The sequence below is a fragment of the Herbiconiux sp. VKM Ac-1786 genome (assembly GCF_015350805.1).
In the GTDB taxonomy this organism is placed as follows: domain Bacteria; phylum Actinomycetota; class Actinomycetes; order Actinomycetales; family Microbacteriaceae; genus Herbiconiux.
The window spans coordinates 723,855-739,783 of the sequence record NZ_JADKSG010000002.1; the positions used below are offsets into that span (position 1 = coordinate 723,855).

The window sequence follows — 15,929 nt, forward strand, 5'->3', positions numbered from 1 at the left end:
GCGGCAGGACTCACAGGATCTCGAGGTTGGACTGCAGCTCGTAGGGCGTGACCTGGGCGCGGTAGGCCTTCCACTCCTGCCGCTTGTTCAGCAGCACGTAGTTGAAGACCTGCTCGCCGAGCGTCTCGGCGACGAGCTCCGACTCCTCCATCAGGCTGATGGCGCGGTCGAGCGAGGCCGGCAGCGCGTCGTAGCCGAGCGCCTTGCGCTCCGCGTCGGTGAGGCTCCACACGTTGTCTTCTGCCTCGGGCGGCAGCTCGTAGCCCTCTTCGATGCCCTTCAGGCCCGCGGCGAGCAGCAGCGAGTAGGCCAGGTACGGGTTCGCCGCCGAGTCGATCGCGCGGTACTCGATGCGCGAGGACTGGCCCTTGTTGGGCTTGTAGAGCGGCACGCGCACGAGCGCCGAGCGGTTGTTGTGACCCCAGCAGACGAAGCTCGGGGCCTCGTCGCCGCCCCAGAGGCGCTTGTAGGAGTTGACGAACTGGTTCGTCACCGCCGTGATCTCGGGGGCGTGCTTCAACAGGCCCGCGATGAAGTTGCGGCCGATCTTCGACAGCTGGTACTCGGCGCCCTGCTCGTAGAAGGCGTTCGCGTCGCCCTCGAACAGCGACAGGTGGGTGTGCATGCCCGATCCCGGATGCCCGGACAGCGGCTTCGGCATGAACGTCGCATAGACGCCCTGCTCGATCGCGACCTCTTTGATCACCGTGCGGAAGGTCATGATGTTGTCGGCGGTGGTGAGCGCGTCGGCGTAGCGGAGGTCGATCTCGTTCTGACCCGGGCCCGCCTCGTGGTGGCTGAACTCCACCGAGATGCCGAGGTCTTCGAGCATGCGCACCGAACGGCGGCGGAAGTCGTGGGCCGTGCCGCCGGGGACGTTGTCGAAGTAGCCGGCCGAGTCGACCGGCTCGGGGCCGGCCGGGCCGTACTGCGACGACTTCAGCAGGTAGAACTCGATCTCGGGGTGCGTGTAGAAGGTGAAGCCCCGGTCGGCGGCCTTCGCGAGCGTGCGCTTCAGCACGTTGCGCGGGTCGGCGACGGCGGGCTGGCCGTCGGGCGTCGTGATGTCGCAGAACATGCGCGCCGTGGGGTCGATCTCGCCCCGCCAGGGCAGGATCTGGAAGGTCGTGGGGTCGGGATGCGCGAGCACGTCGGCCTCGAACGACCGCGTCAGGCCCTCGATCGCCGAGCCGTCGAAACCGAGGCCCTCGGCGAACGCGCCCTCCACCTCGGCGGGGGCGATCGCGACGGATTTCAGGGTGCCGACGACGTCGGTGAACCAGAGTCGAACGAACTTGATGCCCCGCTCCTCGATGGTTCGAAGAACGAAGTCCCGTTGCTTATCCATCTGGCGAACAGACCCTCTCTCCGGCACACGCTCATGCCCCTATTAGGCTAGTGGCTATGCCGAGACTTCGCTTAGCGTTGGCCCAGACGAACCCCGTGCTGGGAGACCTCGAGGGGAACTCCCGCGAGATCATCCGCTTGACCCGGGAGGCGGCCGAGGCGGGCAGCGACCTCGTCGCGTTCGGCGAGATGGCCATCTCGGGCTATCCCATCGAAGACCTCGCGCTGCGGCCGAGCTTCCTCGCCGCGGCGCACGAGCGGGTCGACCGTCTGGCGGCCGAGCTCGCGGAGGCCGGCCTCGGCGACGTGCCCGTGATCGTGGGCCACCCCGACGGGCCGTTCGAGCCGCGGCTGCTCGGCACGTCCAACGCGCCCACCGCGATCGCGCAGAACGCCGCGAGCGTGCTGCAGGGCGGGCGCGTCGTGGCGCGCTACGCGAAGCACCACCTGCCGAACTACTCGGTGTTCGACGAGTACCGCATCTTCATCCCGGGCGACGAGCTGCTCGTCATCCGTCTCAAGGGCATCGACGTGGCGCTGCTGATCTGCGAAGACCTGTGGCGCGACGGCGGTCCGGTCAGCCGGGTGCTGAACGCCGACGCCGGCCTCCTCGTCGTGATCAACGGCTCGCCGTACGAGCGGGACAAGGACGAGGTGCGCCTGCCGCTCGTCACGCGCCGGGCCACCGAGACCGACACGATCGTCGCCTACGTCAACCTCGTCGGCGGGCAGGACGACCTCGTCTTCGACGGCGACAGCGTCGTGGTCGACCGCGACGGCGGCATCCTCGCCCGGGCTCCGCAGTTCCGCGAGCACCTGCTCGTGGTCGACCTCGAGCCCGAGGCCGCCACGCACGCCCAGCTGCCCGACGACGTGCGGCGCATCGCGCTCTCCCCCGGTGCCGACGAGGCCACGAAGCCGTCGATCTCAGCCGACGTCGCCGAGCTGCCGGATGATCGGCAGCAGATCTGGGACGCGATCGTGCTGGCGCTCCGCGACTACGTGGAGAAGAACCGCTTCCCGTCGGTCATCCTCGGCCTCTCGGGCGGGATCGACTCGGCCGTCTGCGCTGCCCTCGCGGCCGACGCCATCGGGGCCGAGCGCGTGTTCGGTGTCTCGATGCCCTCGCGCTGGTCGTCCGACCACTCGCGCTCCGACGCCGACGACCTCGCCGAGCGGATCGGGCTGCACTACCGCACCGAGGCCATCGCCGACCTCGTCATCCCGTTCGAGAACCAGCTCGGGCTGACCGACATCGCCGCCGAGAACCTGCAGGCGCGCACCCGCGGCGTCATTCTGATGGGGCTGTCGAACCAGGAGGGGCACCTCGTGCTCACCACCGGCAACAAGAGCGAGCTGGCCGTGGGCTACTCCACCATCTACGGCGACTCGGTCGGCGGCTTCGCGCCGCTGAAGGACGTGCCGAAGATGCTCGTCTGGGAGCTCGCGCGGTGGCGGAACGCCCACGCCGAGTCGCTCGGCCTGACGCCGCCGATCCCCGAGAACTCGATCTCGAAGCCGCCGTCGGCCGAGCTCCGCCCCGGACAGACCGACCAGGACTCGCTGCCCGACTACGTGGAGCTCGACGCCATCCTCGAGGCGTACATCAACGGCGGGCTCAGCATCGCCGACATCGTCGAGCTCGGCTTCGACACCGCCACCGTGCGGCGCATCACCACGCTCGTCGACCGCGCGGAGTGGAAGCGCCGGCAGAGCGCCATCGGGCCGAAGATCTCGCGCACGGCCTTCGGCCGCGACCGGCGGCTGCCGATCACCTACCGGCCGAACCTGTAGCAGGTTCCGCGGGCGGCGCCGGGTTCCGGCGCCGCCCGCAGGGTCAGCTGGGGAGGACCGCCACCCAGACGAACCAGACGATCATTCCCAGCCAGACGATGGTGGCCGCCGCCGCCAGGGCCGCCGCCGCGCGACCGCCGAGGCGCCAGACGGGGATGATGCCGAGGAAGCCGACCCCGAGCAGGATGCCGAGCCACGGCGTCACCGTCGGCACCCCCACGAGCGTGAACGCGGGGCTCGCCGCCAGCGCCGACGACACCGTCACCCAGAGCGCCGCGAGGAACGCCACGCCCGTCACCGGCGCGATGCCGGTGGCGATCAGCAGCCCGATCGACTCCCGCCGGAGCGCCTGCACGATGACCGTGATCAGCCAGCCGAGGAACCACAGCCCCGCGAAGCCGCCGAAGATCAGCGGGATCGTCAGCGGGAACGGCTCCTGGTCCTCCACCGCCGTGACCACCGAGTCGAAGCGCGAGGTCGGATGCACGTCGTCGGCCGAGATCGTCGGGTTCGCCTCCGCGAGATCGGAGCAGGTGGTCTCCACCGGCACCCCCGTCTGGGCGAGCCACGCGGCCAGCTGGTCCATGCCGCACGGGTCGGCCAGCACGCCGGCGCGTCCGGCGCCCTGCAGCGTCACGACCTGGCTGTTCGGGAACGAGCCCGTTCCGCTCTGCACCACGGCGAGCGGGATGAGCGGGTCGGTGTCGCTGCCGAAGATCAGCGCCGGCTGCTGCTGCGGCACGATCGTGCGGGTCTCCCCCGCGGATGCCGACAGCCCGAGCGGTCCGCAGAGCTGGTCGGCGGCCGTCAGGTAGGTGAGCACCGGCTTCGGCGTCGGCTCCTCCTCGGAGCCCTCGGCGACCGGTTCGAGCGGATCGGCCGACCAGAACGGCTGCTCGTCGCGGCACGCCTCGATCCAGTACTGGGCGAGGCTCGTGCGGGACAGGTTCTCGAGCACCGGATCGACGATCGGGTTCAGCGCGTCGGTCTCGCCGTCGGCCAGCCGCTGCAGCAGGTACGGCACGGCCGCGGCCGTCTCCGGGTCGTAGAGCGCCTGCTGCACGATCGTCACCGCGTCGGACCCGGTCAGCGAGTAGTAGCGCTGCCGGTTCGTGAAGGGGTTCGTCAGCAGGCCGTTGACCGGCTCGTCGCTGAACAGCGCCGCCGTGTCGGCGAGATCGGTGTTCAGATCGGCGTACTCGCCGCCGCTGCGATCCGAGAGCGTGCGGAGCGCGTTCTCGAGCGCCGCGTAGGCGTCGCCCTTGATGTCGCGGTCGATCGGGCTGAAGGCGTTGAGCACGACGGCGTCGACGCCGGCCGAGTCGGTCATGGCGACCGTCTGCATGACCTTGGTCGACCACGAGTCGCCGAACAGGGTCCAGCTCGGGTAGGCGAGCACGGTGCGCAGCTCGACGAGGTCGGCGGCGGTCTCGGTGCGGGTGTAGGCCGCGACGTTGCCGCCCTGCTCGGCGAAGGCCGCGAGGCACTCCTTCAGTTCGACGGCCACCGTCGTCATCTCGGCCGCGGGGCTCGAGTCGTCGGTGAAGGTGTCGACGTAGGCGGCCGACGCGGCCGGGCAGTCCAGCGGTGCGCTCGACTCGAGGCTGCCGCGCTGCGCCAGCGCGATGATGTCGCGGGTGCCACCGATCCGCGGGTCGGCCGCGAGGGCCTGGGCGATCGAGGTGGAGCTCTGACCGGGCCCGCCCGCCATGGTGACGACCGGGGTGCCGGTCGCCGGCTGGGTCTCGGCCGGGATGACCACGTACGGCAGGTCGATCGCCCGGCTCGCCGGGTCGCCGCGGGTCTCGGGGACGCTCAGCGCGCCGCAGACGGCGCGGTCGGGCAGCCCGTCCTCACAGCTGCGCTCGGCGATCGACGCGGCCTGGGCGGCAGGCGGCGAACCGAGCACCGGCCCCGAGAGGATGAGGGCGGCGAGTACAGTCGCCGCCGCGATCGGAACGGTGATACGACGGCCCACGTCTCCCCTTCGGCCAGGTGCGAGAATCACGCATTCGGGTTACGTGACCCTCAACCTAACGCATCCGCCCGCCGAAGCCGCGGAACTAGACTGGTGACATGCCAGAGCAGACGACGCCGTCGGACAAGCCCGTGTCCAAGCGGGTGCGCACCCGTCACTTCCAGACGGCGAAGGAGTCGGGCATCCGCATCACGGGGCTGACCAGCTACGACATGCTCTCGGCGCAGATCTTCGACGAGGCCGGCATCGACTTCCTGCTGGTCGGCGACTCGGCGGGCAACAACGTGCTGGGCTATGACACGACCGTCCCCGTCACGGTCGACGAGCTGATCCCGCTCGCGCGTGGCGTGGCGGGCGCCGTGTCCCGCGCCTTCGTCGTGGCCGACATGCCGTTCGGGTCCTACGAGAACAGTGCCGAGGAGGCGCTGCACACCGCGGTGCGCTTCATGAAGGAGTCCCGCGCCCACGCCGTGAAGCTCGAGGGCGGTGTGCGCAGCGCCGACAAGATCCGCCGCATCGTCGACGCGGGCATCCCCGTGATGGCGCACATCGGCTTCACCCCGCAGAGCGAGCACGGGCTCGGCGGCCACATCATCCAGGGCCGCGGCGAGGGCGAGGCGGCCCTGATCGACGACGCGCTGGCGGTCGAGGAGGCCGGGGCGTTCGCCGTGGTGCTCGAGATGGTGCCGGCCGAGGCGGCCCGCCACGTCACGGAGCGGCTGCGCATCCCCACCATCGGTGTCGGCGCCGGCCCCCACGTCGACGGCCAGCTGCTCGTCTGGACCGACTTCGCCGGCTTCTCCACCGGCCGCGTACCGAAGTTCGTCAAGCAGTACGCCGATCTGCGGGGTGCGCTGACGGATGCGGTGACCGCGTTCCGCAGCGACGTCGCCGAGGGCGCCTACCCGGGCCCCGAGCACAGCTACGAATAGTCTTTCCCCAGCTCCACCGCCCCACGACAACCCAGCCCCACGGAGGACACGATGAGCGACGACCCGTCGACGCAGTACTGGTACAACATGAAGACCGGCCAGGTCGAGAAGGGCTACGTGTCCTCCGTCGTCGACCGCGTCGGCCCGTTCGAGACCCACGAGGAGGCCGAGCACGCGCTCGAGACCCTCCGCGCGAACAGCGCGAAGTGGGCCGAAGACGACGCGAACGACAACCGGTGACGGAGAACACGCCCGACACCGTCGCGGTCGGCATCGACATCGGCGGCACCGGGATCAAGGGCGCCATCGTCGACGTGACGACGGGCGAGCTGCTCACCGACCGCAAGAAGTTCGCCACGCCCGAGGGCGGCCGGCCCGACGACATCGCCAAGACGGTCACCGACCTGATGGAGTCGCTCGGCGACATCCCGGCGGCCGCGACCGTGGGCATCTGCTTCCCGGCCGTCGTGCGCCACGGCGTCACGATGTCGGCGGCGAACGTGTCGAAGAAGTGGATCGGCTTCGAGGCCGAGAAGCTGTTCGAGAAGACGCTCGGCCGCGACATCACCTTCGTCAACGACGCCGACGCCGCAGGCTTCGCCGAGGTGCGCTACGGCGCGGCCAAGGGCAAGAGCGGGCTGATCATCCTGACCACGCTCGGCACCGGCATCGGCACCGCCCTGATCTACAACGGCGTGCTCACCCCGAACGCCGAGCTCGGGCACCTCGAGATCGGCGGCGTCGACTACGAGACCAAGGCCGCCTACTCGGCCAAGGAGCGCGAAGACCTGAGCTGGAAGAAGTGGGCCGAGCGCCTGCAGGTCTACTACGAGCGCCTCGAGGCCCTGTTCTCCCCCGACGGCTTCATCGTCGGCGGCGGGGTGTCGAAGCACCACGAGGAGTTCCTGCCGCTGCTGAAGCTCAGCACGCCGATCGTGCCCGCGACGCTCCGCAACAACGCGGGCATCCTGGGCGCGGCCAGCCTGTCGACCATGCGCACGACGTTCCTGGAGTAGCGGCTACACTCGACACCGTGAATGGGCCGGCAGACGGTCGCGTCACCGCGCCGGGCCTCGCGCCCGGTTCGGTGCCGAGGAACGTCCGGGCTCCACAGAGCAGGGCGGTGGGTAACACCCACCCGGGGCAACCCGCGAGACAGTGCCACAGAAAGCAGACCGCCACGGGCTCCGGCCCGCGGTAAGGGTGAAACGGTGGTGTAAGAGACCACCAGCGGCCGTGGTGACACGGTCGGCTCGGTAAACCTCGCCCGGAGCAAGGTCAGACAGGAAGCGTTGAGGCTGCTCGCGGAGCTTCCGGGTAGACCGCTCGAGGGCTGCGGTGACGCAGCTCCTAGATAGATGGCCGTCAGGGAGCGTGCTCCCTACAGAACCCGGCGTATAGCCGGCCCATTCACCTCACCCGGCGGGCGGGCGCCGCCGCGCATCCGGGAGTCGGCTGTTACAGCCCCGACTCGTCGGTGCGCACCAGGATGCAGGTGCTCTCGGGGTCGAGCACGACGTCGTCGGGCGCCGCCGCGCGGATGGCCGCGAGGTCGGTGCCGGTGAGCTCGACGTTGCTGCCGAGCGACACGCGCCGCTGCAGCAGGGCCGCGCCGACGCCGTAGCGCTCGCGGAGCTTCTGGTAGAGGGCGAGCAGCTCGGGCACGATGCCGCCCGCCACCGCGTCGCGCTCCGAGCGGGCGATCTCGAGCTGCTTCAGGATGCGCTGCCTCTGCTCGTCGCGGGCGCCGGCCAGCATCCGCTCCTCGGTCGCGATGTCGTCGCGGCGGGCGGTGATCGCTCCGAGCCGCACCTCGATCTCCTCGACGCGCTCCATCACCGCGAGCTCGGTGTCCTCGAGGGTGAGCCGGCGTACGCGGAGCGACTCGAGCTCGCGCTCGAGGCCCTGGATGTCCTTGGACGAGGAGGTCGCCTGCAGGCGCTCGTTGTCGCGCTTCTCGCGCGCGGTGACCGTGTGGATGTCGGCCTCGACGCGGGTGATCTCGTTCTGCGCGCTCTCGAGCTCACCGCTGACCGAGGCGTACTCGGCGCGGGCGGCGGCGGAGTCGCGCTGCAGCTCGGCGAGGCGCTTCTCCTGCGGCAGGGTGCGGAGCGAGTGCTCGAGCTGCGCCACCTGGTTGTCGGCGGCCTGGAGGTCGAGGAGCTTGAGCTGTTCGGCGGCGGGAGCCTTCATCGGGTGTCCTTCGGAATTCGGTGGAGGTCGGAGGTCACTGCGTCACCACGAAGTCCCAGGGGTCGGTGCGCAGTTCGCTCACAGCGAACTCGACCCCGGGAAGCGCCTCGGCGAGCTGCGCCGCGGCGGTCTCGAGCCAGAGCCACTCGCTGGCCCAGTGCGAGACGTCGACGAGCGCAGGGCCGCCGGCGACGAGCGTCTGCTCGCGCGACTCGGAGGCCGGGTGGTGCCGGAGGTCGGAGGTGATGTAGACGTCGGAGGCGCGCACGGCGGGGTCGGCGAGCAGCGAGTCGCCCGCTCCGCCGCAGAGCGCGACGGTCGAGACGGGCTGGTCGTAGTCGCCCGCGACCCGCACGCCCGTGGCCGTGGCGGGCAGCACGTCGCCGAGCGCGAGCGCCAGGCGGCCGAGGGTGGTGGGCTCGGGCATCCGCCCCACCCGGCCGAGGCCGGTGCCTTCGCGTGCGCCCGGCACGATCGGCCGGACGTCGACCAGGCCGAGCTTCGCGGCCAGCACCGCGGAGGTGCCGTCGTCGACGATGTCGGCGTTGGTGTGGGCGGCGATGAGGCCGCAGCGGGCCCGGATGAGGCGGGCCAGCAGGGCGCCCTTGTAGCCGGTCTCGGCGACGGTGGTCACTCCACGCAGGAGCAGGGGGTGGTGCACGAGCAGCAGGTCGGCGCCGGTCTCGACGGCCTCCTCGACGGTGGCGTCGACCGCGTCGACCGCGAGCAGCACGCGCCGCACCTCGTCACCCGGGGCGCCGCTGAGAAGACCCGGCGCATCCCACCCCTCGGCGAACTCGGTGGGCCACAGCCGCTCGACGGCGGCGTTCAGATCGGCAAGCGAGGTCGGCACGGTGCGAGTCTACCGGGGGCGCCCGCGCCCTAGCGGGACGGAAGGCCCACGAGCTCGGCCGAGCGCTCCCACAGCTCGCGCGCCACGTCGGCGTCGTCGGCCTGCCGCGCCGTGCGGCCTCCGGCCTTGAGCCCGTCGAAGTAGGTGCCGCTCGGCGCCGGAACCGGGCCGTCGGAGACGAGTGCGTCCAGCGGCGCCGCACCCGCCTCGGGGGTGGTGCCCCAGTGCCCGCCGGTCAGCGCCGTGCCCACCCGGATCAGCACCGAGTCGCTGCCGAACGAGGTCACCACGGCTCCCGGATGCACGCTGAACGCCTGCACGGCGCTCTCGCGCCGCGCCAGCTCCTTCATCGTCAGCACCACCGCCAGCTTCGCGGTGCAGTACGGCAGCCACCCGCCGAACCACGGCCGCCGCCGGCCCTCGAGGTCGTCGAAGCGGATGCGCCCCCACCGGTTCGCGGCACTCGCCGTCGCGACGACGCGCGCGTCGCGCCCTTCGTCGGCGGCTGCGCGCAGCGCCGGCAGCATCAGGCGCATGAGGAGGTACGGCGCGAAGTGGTTCACCTGGAAGCCGAGGTCGTGCCCGTCGACGGTCGTGCCGCGCTTCGAGACGAGGCCGCCGGCGTTAGCCAGCAGCACGTCGACCGCGCCGTAGCGCTCGTGCAGGGCATCCGCGAGCCCGCGCACCTCGTCGAGCCGCGCGAAGTCGGCGACGAACGCCTCGCCGCCCACCCGCCGGGCGACGCTCCGCGTGCGCCCCGCGTCCCGCCCCACGACCGCGACGCGGTCGCCCCGCCCGGCGGCCTGATCGGCCACCACGGCCCCGATCCCCGAACTCGCCCCGGTCACGACGACGACCCGCTCCGCACTCATCCCCCCACCCTGGCACCCGCGGACCGTCCTGGTGGCGGTCTGGCGGAACGGGTGGTGCGATCCGGTGACGGTGAGGTGGGCCCTACCGGGCTCGAACCGATGACATCCACGGTGTAAACGTGGCGCTCTACCAACTGAGCTAAAGGCCCCTGCGCGCGTGGGCAGGCACGACAAGCTTAGCCGCCTAGACTGCGGAGCGTGACGGACGACGGCGGCGAGAGCGCCACGACAGAGCGGGCGCAGGCCGAGCACCGGTGGCCGGCCGCGATCGGGGTGCTGGTCATCCTGAGCTGCTACGCGCTGCTGCCGCCGAACCTGTTCGGCACCGTGCGCTACGGGGTGATCGCGCTCTGCGTGGCCCTGCTGATGGCGGTGGTGGTGATCAACCCGCACCGGCTGGTGCGCGAGACCGCGGCGTCGCGGCGGCTGGGGCTCGCGCTGACGCTCGTGATCGGGCTGACGAACCAGGTGCTGCTCGTGGTGCTGATCACCATGCTCGTGCAGAACGGCGAGGACGGGCCGACCCTGCTGCTCGGCGCCCTCGAGATCTGGCTGACGAACGTGATCGGCTTCGCGCTGCTGTTCTGGGAGCTCGACCGCGGCGGCCCCGTGGTGCGCACGCAGCGCTCCCGCCGCGAGCTGCCGCCCGCCGACTTCCGCTTCCCCCAGGACGAGGACGACGACGCCATCGACGAGGTCGCCGCCCACTCCTCGAAGTCGAGCAACTGGCGGCCGGGCTTCGTCGACTACCTCTACTTCTCGCTGTCGAACTCGATGGCGTTCAGCCCCACCGACACGATGCCGCTGACCCACCGCACCAAGCTGCTGATGGGCCTCGAGGCCTTCGCCGGTTTCGTGCTGCTGGCCCTCGTCATCGCTCGCGGCGTCAGCCTGCTTGGCTGAGACATCAGCCCAGAGCTGATATAGGCCGATTATCAGCTGTGGGCTGATAGCCAGAGCGCCCCGGCGGCCAGCAGCGCCAGCGCCCAGCTGACGAAGCTGCCCACGAGGAAGTACTCGGCCTTCGACCCGCCCGCCCGGTCGTTCGAGATCTCGGGGAATCGCACGATGCCCTTGGCCGCGAGCAGCCCGGCGACGATCGGCAGCGCCCCGACGAGCGACAGCGCGACGATCAGCAGCCGCTCGAGCGGCCCGATCAGGCGCCCGCCCCGCAGGTCGGCGACCGTCGGCACGACCGACCCCGCGGGCTCCCCCTCGCGCACGACGACCCGGCTGCGCGCGAAGAACGGCCCGGGGGTCTCGACCTCCAGGGTCCGTCCGCCCCCGTCGACCGGCGGCTCCTCGGCCGCCTCCACCCCGTCGAACAGCGCGGGCCGCAGCGCCGAGCGCACCACGATGTTGGCACTCTCCACCAGGAACAGCAGGATGCCCGCCCCGAGCACGACCGTCGAGATCCCCAGCCCCGCCACCGCCCGCACCGGCGACTGCGCCAGCCCGTAGACGAGGTACCCCGACGGCGCCGCGGCGAGCGGGTTCCAGAAGAACGACCCGGCGAGCACCAGCAGCACGGCGAGGGCGGGCAGGATGCGCAGCCGGGGGTGCCGCGACGGAGCCACCGCCGGGCTCCCCGCCGGTCGGGCGCCAGCGTCGGCCGCGGTCGAGACGATCCACCCCAGAGCCAGCACCACGGGCAGCGCGAGCCAGAGCGGAGGCACGCCGAGCCCCGTGGCCGCCAGCCCGAGCAGCACGGCCCAGATCAGCACGATGAGCACGGCGACGCCGGCGCGGGCGCGCGGTCGCGCATCCGGAACCAGCCCGGCGCGGGCGATGTCGGCACTGCCGATGAGCGCGAGCAGCACCGCCGCGAGTATCACAGCGCCGCCTTCAGCGCGGCGGTGGCCGTGAGCACGCTCATGCCGCCCGAGCGCCGGAGCGACTGCGACACCGCCCCCTGGGAGATGCCCTCCCGCTCGGCCAGCTCGGACTGCACGCGCCCCTGCAGGGTGCCGTAGGTGAGGCGGCGGGCGCGGGGGCTCATGGCGCTGACCACGTGGTCGCGGGTGAGTAGGTAGGCGTTCACGGTGGCCGTGAGCCGGGGGTCGCCCTCGCTCGCGAACCAGCTGCGGAGTGTCGGGGTGCGGGAGTCCTCGCGCTCGTGTGCCTCCTCGATGGCCGCGCGGGCGTGCCACCAGGCCGAGCCGTCCTGCACGGCGCCCCGGGTGCCGCGGCCGACCTCGCGCAGCTCGCCCCAGCCGACGCCGAAGCGGCAGTCGACGCCCTCGGGCAGCGCGAGCCGGGCCGCGAGGGTCGCCTCCAGGGCCGAACCGAGGGTGGGATAGACCGCCTGGAACTCGTCGCCGACCGTGGCGACGAGCGGTTCGGTGCCGGGCACCAGCTCGTCGACGCCGGCGAACGCCCGCTCGAGGGCGGCTTGCGTCTGCTGACGGTCGGCGATCTTCTTCGAATCGACGATGTCCACGATCACCGCTGCGCGTTCGGAGCTCATCGCATAAGTCTAGCGCTTATATTTCGCGAATATAAGGTGATGGCTTATTCAGACGCGGGCGGGCAGCAGGTCCTCGAGGGCGGCGCGGTAGGCGGCGATCGACCGGGCCTCACCCGGCGCGGTGATGAACGAGGCGCGGATGATGCGGTTCGTGTCGATCAGGAAGGTCGCGCGGTTGGCGAAGCCCTTCTCGTCCAGGAACACCCCGTAGTCCTTCGCGACGTCGCCGTGCGGCCAGAAGTCGGCGACGAGGTCGAAGTCGTAGCCCTCCTTCTCGGCCCAGGCGCGGAGAGTGGCCTTGGAGTCGACGGAGATGCCGATGAGCTTCACATTCGCGTCGTCGAAGAGCGAGATGTTGTCCTCGAGCGCGCAGAGCTCGCTCGTGCAGACGCCGGAGAAGGCGAGCGGGAAGAACACCAGGGCCACGGGCTTCTTGCCCTGGAACTGGCTGAGCCGGATGCGCTCCCCGTACTGGTTGGGGAGGTCGAAATCGGGAGCGAGGGTGTCGTTCTCCAAAGCCATGATCGGCTGCCTTTCCGCTGCCGGGTGTCTCTCGGCAAACGCGCAAGCCATGTTAGACCTCTGCGTGATGAACTCCAAGCGCTGTGGGCTCGCCGCACGGCGCGGTATCCCCGGTTTAAGTCAGTAGGCTTGTCGGTGGCGTTCCGAACCCCATCCTGGCAAGGGCGCCCGACGAGAACAGATCTGTAAACAACAGAAGAGAGGTCGCCGGTGACTGTCAACGACCAGGACCCGTACTCCTCGGGGCACATCGACTCCGATCCCGAAGAGACCGCCGAGTGGAACGAGTCGCTCGACGCGCTCGTCGAAGCCCGCGGCCACGGCCGAGCACGCGACATCATGCTCAGCCTGCTGAAGCGCTCGAAAGAACTGCACCTCGGTGTCCCGATGGTTCCGACGACGGACTACATCAACACCATCGCGCCCGAGAACGAGGCGCCCTTCCCGGGTGACGAGGCGCTCGAGCGCAAGTACCGGGCGTGGATCCGGTGGAACGCGGCCATGACCGTGCACCGTGCGCAGCGCCCCGGCATCGCCGTCGGCGGCCACATCTCGACCTACGCGTCGAGCGCAGCGCTCTACGAGGTGGGCTTCAACCACTTCTTCCGCGGCCAGGACCACCCGGGCGGCGGCGACCAGATCTTCATCCAGGGCCACGCCTCCCCCGGCACCTACGCCCGCGCCTACCTCGAGGGCCGGCTCGACGAGAACCAGCTCGACGGCTTCCGCCAGGAGAAGTCGCACCCCGGCGGCGGCCTCAGCTCCTACCCGCACCCGCGGCTGATGCCCGAGTTCTGGCAGTTCCCCACGGTCTCGATGGGCCTCGGCCCGATCAACGCGATCTACCAGGCCCAGGCCAACAAGTACCTCACCAACCGCGGCATCAAGGATGCGTCCGACCAGCAGGTCTGGGCGTTCCTCGGCGACGGCGAGATGGACGAGGTCGAGAGCCGCGGCCAGCTCCAGGTCGCCGCGAACGACGGCCTCGACAACCTGAACTTCGTGATCAACTGCAACCTGCAGCGGCTCGACGGCCCGGTGCGCGGCAACGGCAAGATCATCCAGGAGCTCGAGAGCTTCTTCCGCGGTGCCGGCTGGAACGTCATCAAGGTCATCTGGGGCCGCGAGTGGGACGACCTGCTCGCCCGCGACACCGACGGTGCGCTGCTGAACCTGATGAACACGGTTCCCGACGGCGACTTCCAGACCTACAAGGCCGAGTCGGGCGCCTACGTGCGCGAGAACTTCTTCGGCCGCGACCCGCGCGCCCTGAAGCTCGTCGAGACCTACTCCGACGACGAGATCTGGAACCTCAAGCGCGGCGGCCACGACTACCGCAAGGTCTACGCGGCCTTCAAGGCGGCGTCCGAGCACAAGGGCCAGCCCACCGTCATCCTGGCGCACACGATCAAGGGCTACGGCCTGGGGCCGTCGTTCGAGGGCCGCAACGCGACCCACCAGATGAAGAAGATGACCCTCGACAACCTCAAGATGTTCCGCGACGAGATGCACATCCCCATCTCCGACGCGCAGCTCGAGGAGAACCCGTACCTGCCGCCGTACTACAAGCCGGGCGAGGACGACGAGGCCATCCAGTACCTGCACGAGCGCCGCCGCGCGCTCGGCGGCTACCTGCCCGAGCGCCGCACGAAGTACACCCCCGTCAATCTCCCCGACGACTCCAGCTACCAGACCCTGAAGAAGGGCTCCGGCACGCAGGAGATCGCCACGACGATGGCCTTCGTGCGCCTGTTGAAAGACCTGACCCGCTCGAAGGACTTCGGCAACCGCGTGGTGCCGATCATCCCCGACGAGGCGCGCACCTTCGGCATGGACGCCTTCTTCCCGTCGAACAAGATCTACAACCCCAAGGGCCAGACCTACACCTCCGTCGACCGGGAGCTGCTCCTGGCCTACAAGGAGAGCCCCCAGGGCCAGATCATCCACGTGGGCATCAACGAGGCCGGCGCCATGGCGTCGTTCACCGCGATCGGCACGAGCTACTCGACCCAGGGCGAGCCGCTCATCCCGATCTACGTGTTCTACTCGATGTTCGGCTTCCAGCGCACGGGCGACGCCCTGTGGGCGGCGGGCGACCAGATGGCCCGCGGCTTCGTGATCGGCGCCACCGCCGGCCGCACCACCCTGACGGGTGAGGGCCTGCAGCACGCCGACGGCCACTCGCCGCTGCTCGCGTCGACCAACCCCGCGGTGGTGAGCTACGACCCGGCCTACGGCTACGAGCTCAACCACATCGTGCGGTCGGGCCTGGAGCGCATGTACGGCGGTCAGCACGAAGACCCGAACGTCATGTACTACCTGACGGTCTACAACGAGCCGCACGTGCAGCCGGCCGAGCCCGAGGGGCTCGACGTCGAAGGCGTCGTGCGCGGCATCTACCGCCTGAAGTCGGGCTGGATCGAGGGCCCGAAGGCCCAGATCCTCTCCTCCGGCGTGGCGGTGCCGTGGGCCCTCGAGGCGCAGGAGCTGCTGGCCAACGACTGGGGTGTGTCGGCCGACGTCTGGTCGGTCACCTCGTGGGGCGAGCTGCGCCGCGACGGTCTGCGGGCCGAGTCGCACAACTTCCTGCACCCCACCGAGGAGCGTCAGACGGCCTACGTCACCACCAAGCTGCAGGATGCGCACGGTCCGTTCGTGGCCGTGAGCGACTACATGCACGCGGTGCCCGACCAGATCCGTCAGTTCGTGCCCGGTGAGTACGCCACGCTCGGCGCCGACGACTTCGGCTTCTCCGACACGCGTCCGGCCGCTCGTCGCTTCTTCAAGATCGACGGCCCCTCGGTCGTGGTGCGCGTGCTCGAGCAGCTCGCGGCCCGCGGCGAAGTCGACCAGAACGCTCCGTCCTGGGCGATCGAGAAGTACCGCCTCTACGACGTCACCGCCGGCACCTCCGGCTCGGCGGGCGGCGAGAGCTGACCCGGAGCAGATGATCACACGATCGATCGCGGTC

At 70.5% G+C, this 15,929-nt stretch carries 14 protein-coding genes, 1 tRNA gene and 1 other RNA gene; 7 read left to right on the forward strand and 9 right to left on the reverse strand.

The features are described from left to right. Positions 1–10 precede the first annotated feature (10 nt). Complete coding sequence (locus ITJ64_RS14335) at positions 11–1,348, reverse strand: glutamine synthetase family protein (protein ID WP_194681427.1); 1,338 nt, start codon at positions 1,346–1,348, stop codon at positions 11–13. Positions 1,349–1,404: 56 nt separating this feature from the next. On the opposite strand from ITJ64_RS14335, the gene ITJ64_RS14340 reads away from it, so the two are divergent. Next, on the forward strand, positions 1,405–3,141 hold the full coding sequence (locus ITJ64_RS14340) for an NAD+ synthase (RefSeq protein ID WP_194681428.1): 1,737 nt from the start codon (positions 1,405–1,407) through the stop codon (positions 3,139–3,141). Positions 3,142–3,184: 43 nt separating this feature from the next. Here the strand turns inward: ITJ64_RS14340 and ITJ64_RS14345 are convergent, their stop codons facing one another. Beyond that, positions 3,185–5,119, reverse strand: a complete 1,935-nt coding sequence (locus ITJ64_RS14345; RefSeq protein WP_194681430.1) for an alpha/beta fold hydrolase — start codon at positions 5,117–5,119, stop codon at positions 3,185–3,187. Between the two features lie 98 nt (positions 5,120–5,217). On the opposite strand from ITJ64_RS14345, the gene panB reads away from it, so the two are divergent. The 4 genes from panB (at position 5,218) to rnpB (ending at position 7,465) form a co-directional block, all read left to right on the forward strand. After that, positions 5,218–6,051 carry a 3-methyl-2-oxobutanoate hydroxymethyltransferase gene (panB, locus tag ITJ64_RS14350; protein WP_194681431.1) on the forward strand — a complete coding sequence of 278 codons (834 nt, stop codon included), beginning with the start codon at positions 5,218–5,220 and terminating at the stop codon, positions 6,049–6,051. 51 nt (positions 6,052–6,102) lie between these two features. Then, entirely contained in the window at positions 6,103–6,291 is a 189-nt protein-coding gene (locus ITJ64_RS14355) for an SPOR domain-containing protein (protein WP_173181111.1), read from the forward strand. Then, positions 6,288–7,067 carry a polyphosphate--glucose phosphotransferase gene (gene ppgK, locus ITJ64_RS14360; RefSeq protein WP_194681432.1) on the forward strand — a complete coding sequence of 260 codons (780 nt, stop codon included), beginning with the start codon at positions 6,288–6,290 and terminating at the stop codon, positions 7,065–7,067. The genes ITJ64_RS14355 and ppgK overlap by 4 nt, the downstream gene beginning before the upstream one ends. 21 nt (positions 7,068–7,088) lie before the next feature. Further along, positions 7,089–7,465: RNase P RNA component class A (rnpB, locus tag ITJ64_RS14365), an RNA gene on the forward strand. A 44-nt stretch (positions 7,466–7,509) separates the two neighbouring features. Here the strand turns inward: rnpB and ITJ64_RS14370 are convergent. The 4 genes from ITJ64_RS14370 to ITJ64_RS14385 form a co-directional block, all read right to left on the reverse strand. Then, positions 7,510–8,244: a zinc ribbon domain-containing protein gene (locus ITJ64_RS14370; protein WP_194681433.1), complete on the reverse strand. Its 735-nt coding sequence runs from the start codon at positions 8,242–8,244 to the stop codon at positions 7,510–7,512. A 34-nt stretch (positions 8,245–8,278) separates the two neighbouring features. After that, complete coding sequence (locus tag ITJ64_RS14375; protein WP_194681436.1) at positions 8,279–9,097, reverse strand: Nif3-like dinuclear metal center hexameric protein; 819 nt, start codon at positions 9,095–9,097, stop codon at positions 8,279–8,281. A 29-nt stretch (positions 9,098–9,126) separates the two neighbouring features. Beyond that, positions 9,127–9,969: an SDR family NAD(P)-dependent oxidoreductase gene (locus ITJ64_RS14380; protein ID WP_194681437.1), complete on the reverse strand. Its 843-nt coding sequence runs from the start codon at positions 9,967–9,969 to the stop codon at positions 9,127–9,129. A 76-nt stretch (positions 9,970–10,045) separates the two neighbouring features. Then, positions 10,046–10,118 (reverse strand) — tRNA-Val (locus ITJ64_RS14385). 49 nt (positions 10,119–10,167) lie between these two features. Here ITJ64_RS14385 and ITJ64_RS14390 point away from each other — a divergent pair. Further along, complete coding sequence (locus tag ITJ64_RS14390; protein ID WP_194681438.1) at positions 10,168–10,872, forward strand: hypothetical protein; 705 nt, start codon at positions 10,168–10,170, stop codon at positions 10,870–10,872. A 32-nt stretch (positions 10,873–10,904) separates the two neighbouring features. Here ITJ64_RS14390 and ITJ64_RS14395 read toward each other — a convergent pair whose 3' ends face one another. Genes ITJ64_RS14395 through ITJ64_RS14405 form a run of 3 tightly spaced genes read right to left on the reverse strand, consistent with a single transcriptional unit; the run spans position 10,905 to position 12,958 of the window. Beyond that, on the reverse strand, positions 10,905–11,804 hold the full coding sequence (locus ITJ64_RS14395) for a hypothetical protein (RefSeq protein WP_194681439.1): 900 nt from the start codon (positions 11,802–11,804) through the stop codon (positions 10,905–10,907). Further along, positions 11,801–12,436, reverse strand: coding sequence for a SatD family protein (locus tag ITJ64_RS14400; protein WP_228508681.1), 636 nt, complete (start codon positions 12,434–12,436; stop codon positions 11,801–11,803). The genes ITJ64_RS14395 and ITJ64_RS14400 overlap by 4 nt, the downstream gene beginning before the upstream one ends. Positions 12,437–12,484: 48 nt before the next feature. Further along, entirely contained in the window at positions 12,485–12,958 is a 474-nt protein-coding gene (locus tag ITJ64_RS14405) for a peroxiredoxin (protein WP_194681440.1), read from the reverse strand. 210 nt (positions 12,959–13,168) lie between these two features. On the opposite strand from ITJ64_RS14405, the gene aceE reads away from it, so the two are divergent. Further along, complete coding sequence (gene aceE, locus ITJ64_RS14410) at positions 13,169–15,895, forward strand: pyruvate dehydrogenase (acetyl-transferring), homodimeric type (RefSeq protein WP_194681441.1); 2,727 nt, start codon at positions 13,169–13,171, stop codon at positions 15,893–15,895. Positions 15,896–15,929 lie beyond the last annotated feature (34 nt).